The 15,407-nt window shown below is 68.5% G+C and carries 9 protein-coding genes; 6 read left to right on the forward strand and 3 right to left on the reverse strand.

Going from position 1 to position 15,407, the window contains the following annotated elements; genetic code table 11:
• Positions 1–102 precede the first annotated feature (102 nt).
• A complete protein-coding gene (locus VD997_08615) occupies positions 103–480 on the forward strand; it encodes a hypothetical protein (GenBank protein ID HYE62046.1) in 378 nt (125 codons plus the stop codon).
• Between the two features lie 113 nt (positions 481–593).
• Here VD997_08615 and VD997_08620 read toward each other — a convergent pair whose 3' ends face one another.
• Positions 594–2,099, reverse strand: coding sequence for a VCBS repeat-containing protein (locus VD997_08620; GenBank protein ID HYE62047.1), 1,506 nt, complete (start codon positions 2,097–2,099; stop codon positions 594–596).
• A 192-nt stretch (positions 2,100–2,291) separates the two neighbouring features.
• On the reverse strand, positions 2,292–4,358 hold the full coding sequence (locus tag VD997_08625; protein HYE62048.1) for a hypothetical protein: 2,067 nt from the start codon (positions 4,356–4,358) through the stop codon (positions 2,292–2,294).
• A 307-nt stretch (positions 4,359–4,665) separates the two neighbouring features.
• Between VD997_08625 and VD997_08630 the strand changes: the two genes are divergently transcribed.
• From VD997_08630 to VD997_08645, 4 genes are all read left to right on the forward strand, one after another.
• The gene (locus VD997_08630; GenBank protein HYE62049.1) at positions 4,666–5,616 is read left to right on the forward strand and encodes a type II secretion system protein; all 951 of its coding nucleotides are present in this window, start codon (positions 4,666–4,668) and stop codon (positions 5,614–5,616) included.
• A gap of 108 nt (positions 5,617–5,724) precedes the next feature.
• On the forward strand, positions 5,725–7,071 hold the full coding sequence (locus VD997_08635; GenBank protein ID HYE62050.1) for an ABC transporter permease: 1,347 nt from the start codon (positions 5,725–5,727) through the stop codon (positions 7,069–7,071).
• Positions 7,072–7,093: 22 nt separating this feature from the next.
• Positions 7,094–8,203, forward strand: coding sequence for a substrate-binding domain-containing protein (locus VD997_08640; GenBank protein HYE62051.1), 1,110 nt, complete (start codon positions 7,094–7,096; stop codon positions 8,201–8,203).
• Positions 8,204–8,348: 145 nt separating this feature from the next.
• A complete protein-coding gene (locus VD997_08645; protein ID HYE62052.1) occupies positions 8,349–9,959 on the forward strand; it encodes a sugar ABC transporter ATP-binding protein in 1,611 nt (536 codons plus the stop codon).
• 82 nt (positions 9,960–10,041) lie between these two features.
• On the opposite strand, the gene VD997_08650 is transcribed toward VD997_08645, so the two are convergent.
• Positions 10,042–12,225: a TIM-barrel domain-containing protein gene (locus tag VD997_08650; GenBank protein HYE62053.1), complete on the reverse strand. Its 2,184-nt coding sequence runs from the start codon at positions 12,223–12,225 to the stop codon at positions 10,042–10,044.
• 248 nt (positions 12,226–12,473) lie between these two features.
• Here VD997_08650 and VD997_08655 point away from each other — a divergent pair, with 248 nt between their 5' ends.
• On the forward strand, positions 12,474–15,371 hold the full coding sequence (locus VD997_08655) for a hypothetical protein (GenBank protein HYE62054.1): 2,898 nt from the start codon (positions 12,474–12,476) through the stop codon (positions 15,369–15,371).
• Positions 15,372–15,407: the final 36 nt, after the last annotated feature.

Here is a 15,407-nt window from a genome sequence, read left to right on the forward strand (position 1 = left end):
GCACCCGCACACTCTGGGAGACGCGCCCGGGCGGTGGTTGCCTGTTTACGCCGCCCGGGCGCACGCCCACCCGACGTTGATTCGCCCCCGCGGAGGTTCCCCATGACACCGCAGAGCGGCGCGGCCGTGCGCCCGCGCAGCAATAAACCCAGGTCCATCCTCGAGGCGGGGCTGCCCGACCCGAGGCCGGTGACTACCTACAGCGTGGAGGTGGTGGGCACGAACCACCTGCTGGTCACGCTGGACCAGCCCTGCGTGATCCGTTCACCCGCGTGGTCGCTGGTGGACTCGATCACCGGCGAGGTGCTCACCGCCACCGGCGTCGAGATCGTGAGCCCTAAGCAGTTCACCCTCGAGTTCTCCAGCACCATCAAGGACAGCATGGGCTTCGTCGAGGTGCCCTACATGGACACCAGCGTGCAGAACTTCGCGGGCGGGTTCGTGAAGCCCGGGGCGCAGTGGTTCCGGGCGGCGGGGTAGGCCCCGCCGGGGTGATGTCGGATGTCGGAGGTCGGATGTCGGACGGTCAGGAAGCCGTCGGCGGCGCCGTGCTGCACCTCCGACATCGCACATCCGACATCCGACATCCTTCTCTAGCAGGGCCCGCCCCCCAGGATCCTGAAGAACGCCTCGATGTCCTGGTCGGTGGCGTAGTCCCCGTCCCCGTTGAAGTCGCTGCCGCAGGGGCAGCACGTGGTGCAGCAGAAGCCGCCGATGCAGGCGAAGAAGGCCTCGATGTCCTGGTCGGTGCCGAAGTCGCCGTCGCCGTTGAAGTCGCTGGTGCCGCACCCGGGCAGGTGCAGCAGGAGGCTCAGGTTCAGCCGCCAGCGCGCCCGCGGCGTGCCGCCGTGCACCTCCGTGGTCACCAGGTCGGGCAGGCGGTTGTGGCCGATGTCGCCCACCCCCGCGAGCACCCGCCCCATGGTGTCAAAGCCGATGCCGGCGCGGTTGGCGTAGCCGCCCATGCCGTCGTTCACCCACACCTGCCCGAAGGCGGAGGCGTTGGGCACCTTGAGGATGTGGGCACGCCCGCCGGTGAAGCCGGCGACGGCGATAGTCGCGGTCGATTCGTTGTCCTCGGCCCGCGTCTCCCGCGCGGTGAGGGTGAACTCGCCGTTGTCCCCCGCGAGCAGGACGTAGAGGCCGCCCTCACCGCTGACGTCGCCGCGCTCGCCGAAGACCACGAGGTCGGCGCGGGCGTCGCCGTTGAGGTCGGTGAGGTACGCGCGGGCCTGGCCGGTGCGGACGTTGGTCAGGCGCACGTCGAGGGTGAAGGCGGTCTGGAAGTGCACGGCGCCCGAGCCGTCGTTGAGGTTCACGGCGACGGTGGTCTGTGCGTGCGCATCGCTGCCGGTGTTCACGAGGGAGACCACGTCGGGCACGGCGTCGCCGGTGACGTCGGCCAGCAGCGTGATGCCCCCGGCGCCCACGCCCGAGCCCCAGCCCGACTGCAGCGGGGGCATGAAGGTGCCGTTGCCGTTGCCGCGGAGGACGGAGAAGGCGTGGTCGCCCGCGGGCGAGACGATGTCGGCCCTGAGGTCCCCGTTCATGTCGGCGATGGCGACGCTGCGGCCGCCCGGGCCGCGCGGCGTGGTGTCGGTCCAGCTGTTCACGAGGTTCACCTGGCCGGCGAAGCCGCCGTTTTCCTGGCCGAAGAGGATGGCGAGGTTGGGGCGGACGCCCGACTCGGGGCTGAACCGCGCCAGGCGCGTGGTGACGAGGTCGGCGCGCCGGTCGCCGTTGAAGTCCGCGAGCGCGAGGGCGATCTCGCCGAAGTCCGCGCCGTCCAGCTGGGGCGTCGTGGTGATGGGGGAGGAGAACACGTCGTCGGAGAGGTTGAGCAGCGTGGTGATGACGGGCACGCCCGCGGCGATGTCGGCGATCACGATGTCGGCGCGGTTGTCGCCGTTGACGTCGGCGACCTCGATGCCGGCGCCGGGGGCCCGCGCGGCGGGCGTGAGGGCAACGCCGGGCGGGGCGGCCGCGAACTGCGGCGGCCCGCCCTGGGCCAGCGCGGGGGCGGTGAGGGCCGGGGCGGCCGCGGCCGAGGTGAGAACGAGGCAGACCCTGACGCCCGCGTGCCAGCCTGTGTAGCCCATGTGCGCGCCCTCCTGAGGAAGCGGCGTTGGCCCGCCCACAAGCCCGCCGTGCAAGTGTGCATGCGGCGGCGCGGGCGTGCGCGGATCAGCGGCGCGGATTGCGGGCGCGGTAAAAAAAGCACGCGGCCCGCCGACCCGGTGCGGGTGGTCGGCGGGCCGCGTGGGATGAATCAGCCGGATGCTACGGACGGCTCAGCAGGGGTTGCCGCCCAGCACGCGGAAGAAGGCCTCGATGTCCTGATCGGTGCCGAAGTCGCCGTCGCCGTTGAAGTCGCTGCCCTGGCAGAAGCAGGTCGAGCAGCACGTGCCGCCGAGGCAGGCGAAGAAGGCCTCGATGTCCTGGTCGGTGCCGCTGTCGCCGTCGCCGTTGTAGTCCTGCGGGCCGCACTCGTTGCCGGGGCAGGGCGGGGCCCCGCCGATGGTGACGAACTGGTCGCCGGCGATCGCGGTGAAGTCGACCACCGCGGACTCGCCGAGGCTGGGGGCGTAGGGCTCGCCCGCGGGCGTGGGCAGGCCGCCGATGACCTGGTTGGACACGAAGTCGTGGCCGGTGCCGTTGAGGAAGCCGGCGACGCGGATGGGGCCGTTGTCCCAGCCCAGCTCCGCGAGGTCGATCTCCAGCTCGATGCCGGTGGTGACGCTGGCCGCGCCGGAGGTGCTCGGGGTGCCGTCGATACCGCTCACGCCCGCGACGTTGGAGTTGTTGATGGCGACCTTGATGAGGCCGGGGGTGAGCTGGCCGTTGAACGCGGCACGGGGGGCGCCGTCGGTGTTCAGCGGGTCGGTGCTGACGAAGTCGGGCTCGTCGCGGTAGGTGGCGGGGAAGTTCATGACCGGCAGCGTGGACTTGGGCCCGCCGCTGGTGGCCGAGTAGTCCATGATGTAGCCGGAGCTGTAGATGGGACCGTCGGCGCGGAGGATCGCGGCGTTGGTGTAGTTCTCCACCGGGTAGCTGCCGTTGGTGATGCCGATGAAGTAGTCGGCGGCGAAACCGGACTCAAACTTCATGCCGGGGCGGGTGGCGTCGCCGCCGCCGCCGGTACCCATGCGGTTGATGCCGTTGTAGTCAACGTCCACGTTGTCCATGCGGAGCACGTTCTGGCCCTCGCTGGCGTTGACGTCGATGAACAGGTCGAGCTTGTTGAAGTTGGTCTCGAGGTTGCCGGTGATGAGCAGGTAGAGCTTGCCGTTGCTGACGGTGCCGTAGAGGCCGTCGATCTCGGAGCCCGCGGCCACGTCGTTGTTGGGCAGGGTGATGCCGGTGACGCCGCCGCCGACGCCGGCGGTGTTGCCGTTGTCGAGGGAGCACTGGAGGGCGGGGGCGCCGGCGTCGCCGCCGGTGAGCACGCCGTTGCTGAGCGGGGCCGCGGTGCCGCAGTACCAGCCGGGGCCGCCGCCCGCGGGCAGCAGCTGCGCAAAGTTGGTGTAGAGGGCGGTGGGGGCGCCGCCGGTGGTGACGCCCGCCCAGTAGCCCGGGGTGAACGCGGCATCGAAGGTGAGGCCGGGCTGCGTGCCGTTGGTGCCCATGCGGTTGAGGCCGCCGCCGTCAACGCCGTTGTTGTCGGAGCGGAGGGTGTTCTGGCCGCCGGTGCCGGTGTCGAAGAAGATCTCGAGCTTGTTGAAGTTGCTCTCGAGGTTGCCGGCGATGAAGACGTAGAGGATGTCGTCGGCCGTGTCGGCCTCGGTGCCGTTGTTGTAGACCACGGCGTAGAGGGCGTCGATCTCCGAGCCGTTGGCGGTGACGCCGGTGTTCTGGGTGTTGTTGCCGAAGCCGGTGTAGTTCTGCTGGAGGAAGCGCGGGCCGCCGTAGGTCGTGGCGTCGCGCGAGCCGTCCACCACCGGTGCGACGGCGCTGCGGGTGAGGTCGAGGGTAACGAACTGATCGCCCGCGATGTTGGCGAGGTTGATGTTGCGCGGCTCGGCGAGATTGCCGGTATTCACCGGCAGGCTGCCGATGAACTGGTTGCTGGCGTAGTCGTGGCCGCCGCCGTTGACAAAGCCTGCCACCTTGATGGACGTGGGGTTGCCCAGCGCGCTCATGGGGATGACGAGCTCGACACCCTTGGTGACGTTGGCGGGGTCGCCCACGGTGCCGAGTGTGCCCGCGGCGTTGTTGCCGAAGGTGGTGGGCTGGTTCTGGACCCAGAGGATGCTGCCGTAGGGGTCGGAGCCGAGCTGGCCGTCAACGACGGGCTGGGCGTAAGCGGCGCCGGCGCAGAGGGCCAGCAGGGCGGCGGACATCGTGGGCTTCATCTTCATCTCTCCAGTCGTCGGTCGCGCAGGAAGTGCGGACGCGAGCAGTGCATTGAGGGGTCGCGGTGCGCGCGCACCACGACCCGCAATGGGCCACTGTACAGGAGGTGTCAAGCCGCTCAGATAGGGTGAATACCCCATGGGGCCCTTGGGCATGAGTGGCGTGCGGAAGGTTTCTGTATGGAGCGCGCCGGTGACTGGAACGAGCATCGCGGCCTTCGCCGCTCCAGATGGCTCCAGATACGAGTGTAGAAGCGGCGGCATCGGCTACACTGGTGGTTGGAGCGCACTCGTCGCCCACCGGGAACTCTTTATGAAGGCTTCGGCGCGTCGGTCCGGCTTCACGCTCATCGAGCTGCTGGTGGTGATCGCGATTATCGCGCTGCTGATCGGCATCCTGCTGCCGGCGCTGGGCAAGGCCCGCGAGGCGGGCAAGCTCAACAAGTGCCTGAGCAACACCCGGCAGGTCGGGCTGGCGATGACGTACTACGCCAACGACTGGAAGTACTGGTACCCGATCATCCCGTTCAAGCCGCCGCCCAGCCCCAGCAACGGATGGACGCAGTGGAATCAGCCTCCGAGCGGCTACCGCGCGCTGACCGATCAGTGGGTCCGCGGCGGCGTTGCTGGCCTGTTCAGCCTCAACCAGGTTGGCGACGGCGTGAGCACCGGGTTCTACGGCCAGTCGATCGCGGAGGGTGACCCGCTTGAGAAGTACCCCGACGGCAACACCACCCCGCTGATGCGCGGCTACCTCGACGGCTTCGGCACGCTCACCTGCCCCTCGGACAGCGAAGACCGCTATTACCGCAACGGCATCTCCAACCCGCCCCTTGACGGGATGTACGCTACCGCGGCGGTGAAGAACCCCAAGGTCTGCGGCAGCGAGTCGGACGTGATTTCGTACAACATCAGCTATCTCTACATCGCGGGCATGAAGTCGGACGACCCGCAGATCCTGGCGCCGGCGCCGATCTGGGGCGACGAGACCAACGGGCCCGACATCAGCACGGATGCGTGGTACGGCGACAACCCCGGGGGTTCGGCGACGGCGAACGCGACGCAGGCGGGCACCACGCCCGGCATGTTCTCCAAGTTCGACAATCACAAGACCTCGGGCGGCAACTACACCTTTACCGACGGTCACGCGCAGTTCCTCACCGGGCGCGTGTGGTACAACTTCTTTTCGAGCGACAACACCGCGGGGACGAGCATCAACGTGGTCAACCCTCGCCGCAGCGACGCGACGCAGACCATTGATTGAGGCGTGACACACGCGGGGTTGTCCCCAGGCCCTGACAGGATGCACGGGCGCGGGTAGGCTATCGACCCCCTCCGCCGGCTGAGCCGCGGGGCGGGTTGGAGGCTGTGATTGGCCGCAGGGGCGACAACGGGTGCAACGGGCGCGGGGCGGTCGCTGCTCAAGCGCGTGCTGCTGGCGCAGGAGATCGGGCTGGTGGCCGTGATCCTGCTGATGGCCCTGGGCCTGACGCTGTTCGGCGGCACGAAGAACAAGCGGGTGCAGACCGAGAGCGGCCAGTGGGAGGTCGTGCAGGTCAATAAGTTCCTCGACGCCCAGAACCTCGTGCTCTTGGCCAAGGACGCGAGCTTCGTGGCGATCATGGCCGTGGGCATGACGGGGGTGATCGTCATGGGCGGCATCGACCTGTCGGTGGGCTCGGTGTACGCGCTGTGCGCGCTCGTGGGCGGGATGTTCCTGCGGTACAACTGGGCCAACGGGCCGCCGCCGCTGTCCTTGGGGGGGCACGGGTGGCTGGCGTGGACGCTGCTGGTCGCCGGGCTGTGCGCCGCGGCCGCGTCGGGCGCGGCACTCAAAAGCGCGGGCTCGGCGGAGGGGACGAAGAAGGCCAGGGCGGGCGGGCTGACGCTCGCGGCCATCGGCGGAGCGGCCGTGCTGGTCGTGATCGGCGCGTTCGTCGTGTCGGTCCGCGATGAGGGCGCACCGGCGGCCGCGGCCTACGGCTGGAAGACGTCAACGATGCTGTCGGTGGTGGTCGGCGTGGGCGTCTGCTGCCTGGTGGGGGCGATCTGCGGGCTGATCAACGGCTCGCTGGTGGTCGGCCTCAACGTGCACCCGTTCATCATCACTCTTGGAATGATGACGGTCGTCCGCGGCATCGCGTTCGTGCTGACGGACGGGCTGTCGGTGAGCGGAGTGCCCGAGGGGTTCACGCGCGGGTTCTTCAAGGCGGGGTTCTGGGAGCAGGCGATCGGGGTGCCGGTGTACCCGGTGCCGGTCGTCGTGATGATCATCGTCGCGCTCGCGGGCGCGTTCGTGCTGGCCCGCACCGTTTATGGACGGCGCGTGTACGCCATCGGCGGCAACGAGACGGCCGCGCGGTACGCGGGCATCCCCGTCGGCCGCGTGAAGATCCTGACATTCACGCTGATGGGGCTGCTGGCGGGGCTCTCGGCGTGCGTGTCGCTCGGATATCTCGGCTCGGCCTCGAGCAATGACGGCATCGGCTATGAGCTGAGCGTGATCGCCGCGGCGGTGATCGGCGGGGCCTCACTCAGCGGCGGGCGCGGCTCGGCGGTAGGGGCGGTGCTGGGGGCCGTGCTCATCCAGCTGATCAACAACGCGATGATCATCCTCGACATCAACACCAACTACACCAACATCGTGATGGGGGCCGCGATCGTCGCGGCCGTGGTGCTGGATCAGACCAAGGCGCGGCTGTTGCCGGGCGGCCGATAGCGGCAAACACAGGAGTGAATCCATGAAGACTCTGAAGCGGTTGGGCGCGGCGGCCCTGATGGGCGTGCTGGCGCTGGGCGTGAGTGCAGGCCTGGGCGGGTGCGAGAAGAAGCCCGCGGCCAACAACACAACCCCCGCGCCCAAGAACGCGGGCACGAACTCCGGCGCGGGCAACACCACTGCGACCGGCGACACGAGCAAGACGGGCAACAACGCGGCCGCGCCCGCGGCCGGCAAGAAGAACCTGACCATCGGCGTTATCGCCAAAAGCACGGGCAACCCAGTCTTTCAGGCGGCCAAGACCGGGGCGGAGAACGCCTGCCGCGAGCTGGGGCAGAAGTACGGAATCACCATCGAGATGAAGTGGCTGACGCCGGTGGACGAGGACGCGGCTAAGCAGGCGCAGAACGTGGAGCAGCTGGTGTCGCAGGGCGTGGACGGGATCTCGATCTCGTGCAGCAACGCGGAGACGCTGACAGGCGTGATCAATGACGCCGTCGACAAGGGCGTGGTGGTCGTCACGTTCGACAGCGACGCCCCCAACAGCAAGCGGATGGCGTACTACGGCATCAATGACGTGGAGTGCGGCCGCGCGGTGATGCGCGAGCTGGCGAAGGCGATGGGTGACAAGGGAGGGACGGTGGCGATCCTGTCGGGCAACCAGACGGCGCCGAACCTGAACGCGCGTATCCAGGGCGTCGAGGAGGAGCTGGCGAAGCTGAAGGACAAGGGCTTCACCCTCAAGGGCAAGTGGAACACGAAGGAAACGCCCGGTGACGCCGCGGCCATGGTGCAGCAGGTTCAGGGCGCGAACCCGGACATCGCCGGCTGGGCGATGGTGGGGGGGTGGCCGCTCTTCACGCAGAACGCGCTGGACAACGTGAACGCGAAGGTGGTCTCGGTGGACACGCTCCGCGAGGAGCTGGACTACGTGAAGGCGGGCAAGGTGCAGGCGCTGATCGGGCAGGACTGCTACGGCTGGGGCTACGAGTCGGTGCGGATGATCGTGGAGAAGCTGGTGGAGGGGAAGACGCCCGCCAAGCCGATCAACAACTTCGAGCTCGCGGTGGTGACGCCCGCGAACGTGGACCAGTACTACGGGAAGTGGGAGGAGTGGCTGGGGAAGAAGTGAGCGGAAAGCGGAAACCGGAAACCGGAAACCGGACGTCGGAAGTCGGAAGTCGGATTGATCGCGAGCGCCGGTCTGCAAGGAGCGGCGCTCGTATTCGAGCATCGAACCAACCCACCCCAACCCCTCCCTCTGGGAGGGGCTTTCAATGCAGGAACACCACGACAACTTCCTCGTCGCGAGCGGCGTGTCCAAGCGCTTCGGGATCACGCAGGCGCTCGATGACGTGTCGGTGTCGTTCCGGCGGGGGGAGGTGCACGCGCTGATGGGGGAGAACGGCGCGGGGAAGAGCACGCTCGGCAAGGTCATCGCCGGGCTGCACCGGGCCGACAGCGGGACGGTGACGCTGGATGGGCGGGTGCTCAAGCCGGGGTCGCTGGACGACGCGTTCGACGCGGGCGTGCGGCTGGTGCACCAGGAGCTGGCGCAGTGCCCCAACCTGTCGGTGGCTGAGAACCTGTGCCTGCACGACCTGCCGCGCCGGTACGGGCTCGTGGACGACCGCGAGATGGCTCGACGCGCGGCGGCGCTGGTGCACAAGCTGGACGCGAGCATCGATGTAGAGGCCCCGCTGGGGCTGCTCAGTCCGGGGCGGCGGCAGATCTGCCAGATCGCCGCGGCGCTGGAGGAGCGGGCGGGCAAGCCCGCGGCGCGCGTGATCGTGCTGGATGAGCCGACGAGCTCGCTCTCGATCAGCGAGGCGGACCGGCTGCTGGAGATCACGCGCGGGCTGGCGGCGCAGGGGATCACGGTGCTGTACGTGAGCCACCGCATGGGCGAGATCTTCGCCGTGTGCGACCGGGTGACGGTGCTGCGGGATGGGAAGTTCGTCGCGACGAGCGTGACCAAGGAGATCGACGAGCCGACGCTGGTGGAGCAGATGATCGGGCGGCGGATCGAGACGGCGCGGGCGCGGGAGTTTTCAAGGGGTGTCGTGGCGGGCAGCGCGGGGGCGGAGTCGGCGGGAATCGCGGCGCTCGCGGGCGGGGAGCACCACGGGCGGCCGGGCGCGGTCACACTCGAGGTGCGAAACCTCTCGAGCAGCAAGGTGAAGGGCGCGTCACTCCAGGTGCGTGCGGGAGAGATCGTGGGAATCGGCGGGCTGGTTGGCGCGGGGCGGTCGGAGCTGCTCAACGCGATCTTCGGTCTGGATCCGACGGCCAAGGGCACGGTGCTGGTGGAGGGGCGCGAAGTCTCGATCGCAAACCCCGCGGGACCGATCCGCGCGGGGATCGGCTATGTGCCCGAGGACCGGCGGAACCAGGGGCTGTTCTTCCAGCTCGGCGTCGACGAGAACATTCTGATGCCCTTCATGGCCCGCTTGGCGCGGGTGATGGGCGTGCGGTCGGCGTCGCGCGAGGCCGCGCTGGTCGGCGGCAGGCTTAGCGAGTTCCGCGTCAAGGCCGCGGCTACGAGCAGCCTGCCGGGCGAACTCTCGGGCGGCAACCAGCAGAAGCTGCTTATCGCGCGGTGGATGGGCAAGCAGACGAAGGTGCTGCTGCTGGATGAGCCGACGCGCGGCATTGACGTGGGGACGAAGGCGGAGATTTACAAGGCGGTGCGGCAGGCCGCGGACGCGGGCGCGGCGGTGCTGCTGGTATCGAGCGAGATGCCGGAGCTGCTGGCGTTGTCGGACCGCGTGCTGGTGATGTGCGGCGGGCGGATCACGGGGGAGCTGGCTGGCGAGGCGATGACGCAGGCGGGGATTTTGCGGCTGGCGACCTCGGACGACGTTCGGAACGAGCCCCGAACGAAGTGAGCGGGCAGAGTCGCGATGGAGCCGCGTCGCACGAAGAACCCCTCACTGCGTTCGGGGCTCGTTGCGAACGCCACAGGCGAACCTACTTCGCCGTGACGGGCGTGCCGTCCTGCCCTTCGCCGTGGAGCTCCTTGTCTCCCAGCACGCGCACCATCACGGCCCGCTTGTCACGCGGGCGGCTGCCCTCGGTGTTGACCACCTGCACCTCGACGCTGCCGTCGGGGTTGCGCGTCGCCTCGTACGTCGTCAGCAGGTACTCGCCCTTCTGGAATCCGTAGCCATCGCCCGCGTCCTCGTACAGCGTGCCGCTGGCGCGCCCCTTGTCGTCGAGGTTCACGAGGAGCGTGAGGGGGTTGAGCGGCTTCTCGTCCACGTACTGGATCTCGGGGCCGATGGGCACAATGGCGCCGGGGCGGACGAACAGGCGCGGGTTGTCCTTGCTCCGGGGCTCGAGCACTTCTCGCCACGAGCCCGCGGGCATCTTCGGTGACTTCCCACCCTCCTTGCTTGTTTGCGCCACAACCAGCACATCGCCGCCGATGAGGAAGGAGTCATCCTCCGCCCGCAGCGCTGCATCCTTCGGATCAGCGAAGAACGTCGGGCGCGCCACCGGCAGGCCCGTCACGTGCGATTCGCGGAACACCGTGTAGTAGTACGGCATGAGGATGTACCGGCGCGTGATCGCTTCGCGGCAGCTCTCCTCCACCTTGGGACCGAAGGCCCACGGCTCCTTGTTGATGCTCTCCTTGGCGGTGTGGCCGCGGGGGAAGGGGAAGAGGGCGCCGAAGCCCATCCAGCGGGCGAAGAGCTGGCCGTCGCCGTTGCCGTTGAAGCCGCCGATGTCGGGGCCGCTGAAGGGCTGGCCCGACAGCCCAAGGTTCAGCACCATGGGGATGGACATATCAAGGTGCGGCCAGTCGGCGTTGTTGTCGCCCGTCCACGAGGCCGCGTAGCGGTGGCCCCCGATGTAGTTCGCGCGGCTCAGCACGAAGGGCCGCTTGTCGGGGTTGGCGGCCTGGATGCCCTCACGGCTGCCCTTGACCATCAGCATGCCGTAGACGTTGTGGTAGCGGGCGTGGTCCCCCGCCGCCTTGTCGCCCTGCGGCTTGCCCGCGGGCGTGAGCATCGCGGGGTCGCCCCGGTGCCGGTTGTCCTCGGGCATGGTCTTGGACTTGACGTTGAACACGGCGGGCTCGTTCATGTCGTTCCACACGCCGGTGATGCCTTGGGCCATGAAGTCCTGGTAGAAGCCGGCCCACCACTGGCGCACTTCAGGTGAGGTGTAATCGGGGAACACGCACCAGCCCGGCCACACCTCGCCCTTGTACGTCTCGCCCTTGGCGTTCTTGACCCAGACATCCTGCTTGGTGCCGGTGTCGTAGATCTGCGTAACGCCGGACTCTTTCTCGGCGTGCACGCCGGGGTCGATCATCCACACGTTGTGGAACCCGTCCCTGAGCAGGTCGTCGTTGAGCTTCTTGGGGTCGGGGAAGTGCTCCTTGTTGAAGGAGAACACGCGGAACTTGTCCATGTAGTCGATGTCGTACCAGATGACGTCGCAGGGGATCTTCCGCTCGCGGAAGTTCTGCGCAATCTCGCGGGCCCGCGCTTCGGGGAAGTACGAGTAGCGGCACTGGTGGTAGCCGATGGCCCACTTCGGCGGCATCGGCATCGGCCCGGTGAGCTCGGCGAGCGTGCTTACCACTTCCTGAGGCGACTGCCCTTCGATGACGATCACCGGGAACGAGGGCCCCTCGGCGTGGAAGATGATCTGGTCGGCGCGGGTGGCGCCGGTGTCGATGGTGCAGCGGTAGGTGGTGTCGGCGAGCACGCCGAAGGCGGTGCCGTCCTTGCGCACGGCCAGCACCCACGGGTGCGACTGGTACAGCGAGGGGTAGCTCTCGGTGTAGCCGTAAGCATCCGTGTTCCAGGTGACGACCTTGCGGCCGTTGCGCAGCAGCGGGCCTGCGACCTCGCCCGTGCCGTAGAGGGACGTGCCCTCGGGGATCTGGATGTTGGCCTTGTGGGTGCCGTCCTTCTGGGTGCTGAAGCCGATGGCCGACTTCACCGCGACCTCGCCCGCGATGGGCTTGACCGTGTCCAGCAGGGCGTAGGAGGGGAGGGCGGCCTGGCGGGCGTCCTCACTCTCGAAGAACCGCACGGCGTTCTTCGCAAGGCGCTCCTTCACGATCTGGGCGGTGGCGCTGGTGCCGGCGGCGAGCAGGATGGCGAGGGCGGCGAGGCTGCTGATGACAGGACGGCGCATGCGAGGTTCCTTGAAGCCCCGATAACCCGTGCCGGGTGGGGGTTGGGCAGCGTACAGCCGGATCAACGGCTCGGCCAACCCCCTGACCAGATGGTCCGGACCTCTCGCCGATAGAGCACGCCCGCGGAACCGCGTAGATGCGCTTCCAGAATCGATCTTTGGGTGCGATACTCGGGGGTGATCGCTGCCCGCGGCCGCGCCGTTCATGCTGCGCGCCCCCCGACTTCGTCTGCTTGAGGAACTCTTCGATGACCGCACGTTCGTTCGTGATCGCCCGCTGTGCCGCCTCAGTCACGGTCCTCGCTGGCGCCGCGGCCGCGGCGCACGCCCAGGCCTGGGACGAGAACCCCCCGCCCATGCTCCAGTGGTTCGAGTGCCGCTGGTACGACATGGAGCACCGGATGAGCGACTTCTTCGTGGCGGGGTACGGTTCGGCGTGGCTGCCGCCGCCCAGCCGCGGGTACATGCCGCCGACGAACCCCAACCAGAACAGCAGCTCGGCGGGGTTCGACGTGTTCGACCGGTTTGATCTCGGCAAGCCGGGGGCGACATCCGCGTACGGCACGGAAGCGTCGTTCCGCGCGGTGGTGGATGAGTTCCACAGGGCCAATGGGCTGGTGTACATCGACGCCGTGCTCAACCACAACGCGGGGCGGCAGACGGGCGTGCAGTTTCAGCAGGAGGGCGGCTACCCCGGTTTCTGGATGGCGTCGACCAACCCGATCACCAACAAGACGCCCACGAGCAACTGGGGCGACTTTCACAACGGCAACGCCAGCGGCTACTACCAGAGCCACGACCCGAATGGCGCAAACTACTGCCTGCTCAAGGGCGACCTGGTCGCGCTGGTGGACATCAACCACGCCACGACCAACATGTTCATCCGCCAGCCGGTGAGCGCGGGCAACCCGCAGAACATCCCCGCCGGCACCTACTTCAACAAGCCTGACCCGAGCAACGCCCGCTTCTACCCCGACCAGGCCCTGGGCAGCGAAACGGTGAACAACCCCGGGATGTGGTTCGCGGGGCCGCTGAACACGGGGATCTTCGCGCCGCCCTGCGATGTGCCCTCGCGCAACGAGCCGGCCAGTAGCGTGCAGATGGGCCGCTTCAACCTCGCCAACCCCATGGCCGGCGACCCCGTGCCTGAGAACGCCACCGGCTACCTCATGCGCTGGGTGCAGTGGATGATGGACGTGCAGAAGGTCGACGGCTTCCGCATCGACGCCATCAAGCACACGCCCAGCTGGTTCTGGGACACGTACTACGACAGCGCGGTGCACAACCGGCTGGTGACGCCCGACGGGCGGCGGGTGACGCCGTACTCCTTCGGCGAGTGCGTGGAGGGCAACGACTTCACCTTCGACCGCTATATCCGAAAGCCCAACGGGCGCACCAGCGGCCGCTCCATCAGTGGCGACGCCTTCGGCAACCGCGACGCCCTCGACCTCAACGGCGCCGGCCAGCTGCGCGACCTCATCAACGGCGGCGGGTTCGGGCAGTGGCAGAACGTGCTCAACGCCCACCTGGACAACACCGACGACGGCTTCAACAACGGCTCCATCGGGACGCTGCACATCTTCAGCCACGACAATGGCTCGACGGGCGACGGCGGCAGCAACCCGCCCATGCCCACCAGCCGCCAGCAGGGCTGGTACGCCCACGCCTACATGCTCTTCCGCCCGGGCGTGAGCGAGGTGTACCACAACGCCCGCGGCGTCGTCCGCACCGGCTCCGGTTTCTACCCGCGCCAGGGCGTGCCGGTGGCGCTGGGCGGCAACAGCGCCAGCATCGGCATCGAGCCCGCGATCACCACCCTCGTGCAGCTCAGCAACGGCCTCGCCCGCGGCGAGTTCACCCCCCGCTGGACCGACGCCGACGTGCTCGTCTTCGAACGCCGCACGGCCACCGGTGGTGGCGGCTACTCTGGCAACTGCCTGGTGGGCGTGAACGACAGCTACGCGAGCGGCTTTGATACGCGCACTGTCTCGACGAGCTTCCCGCAGGGCACGCGCCTTATCGAGATGACCGGCAACGCCACCAGCGCGACCGTCGATCCCAACAACGACCTCTTCGACGTGGTGACCGTGGGCGCGGGCGGGTCCGTCACGATCCGAGTGCCCCGGAACGTCAGCCCCACGGGCACCGAGCACAACAAGGGGTACGTGGTATACGCCCCCGCCATCCCCAGTGGCACGCTCTCAATCGGCGGGGCCAGCGGCAGCCTGCCCAGCGAGCTGGGCGTGTCCACCATCGCCCCGTGGCGGCGGCGCGCCTTCGCGGTGCCGGTGGTGACCGGGCCGACGTTCTCTATCAACCTCACGACCACCAACGGCGACCCGGGCGCCGCGAACAACGACAACGCCGACGACAACGCGGTGTTCCGCATCAACCAGGGGTTTGTAGATTACAACGGCAACGGCGGGGTGGACATCCCGCACACCAACGCCGTGGTCCCCGGCTACGAGCAGTTCGTCACCACGCGCCAACCCCTGGCGAACACCACCAACGTCAACGGCGTGTACTCGCAGACGATCAGCAGCAGCCAGCTCGAGGAGGGGCTGAACTACGTCTCCGTGGCCGCGTTCCGCAAGCGTGCCGCGAACGAGGCCCCGCTCTTCCGCGAGTTCCGCACGGCCGTGTACGTCGACCGCCTCGACCCCTCCGCCACGCTCGACAGCCCCGGCACCCTCTTCGCCGTGACCTCGCACCGCTTCCTGGTGCGTGCCAACGACCGCACGGTGAGCCGCGTGCACCTGGTGCTCAACCCGCCCGCGACCGGCAACCCGCTGTCGCTGGCAACCACCAGCAACCAGGCCGTGCAGGACGACCGCTTCGACTGGTCGCGCACGCTCAACGGCCTGCAGCCCGGCGACAACACGGTCCTGCTGCTCACCTTCGAGGAGAGCGGGCGCGGCGTCGCCACCTCCCACACCGTGCACGTCGCCTTCTGCGGCAGCCAGGACTTCAACGGCGACGGCGACTTCGGCACCGACCAGGACATCGAGGCGTTCTTCGCGTGCCTGGGCGGCACCTGCTGCGACACCTGCTGGATCGGCGGGGCCGACTTCAACGGTGACGGCGATACCGGCACCGACCAGGACATCGAGGCGTTCTTCCGCGTGCTGGGCGGGGGCACGTGCTGAGAGCTCTGGAATAGACCCTCGAACTACATGACCTCG

It is taken from the genome of Phycisphaerales bacterium (assembly GCA_035627955.1).
Lineage (GTDB): Bacteria > Planctomycetota > Phycisphaerae > Phycisphaerales > UBA1924 > JAEYTB01.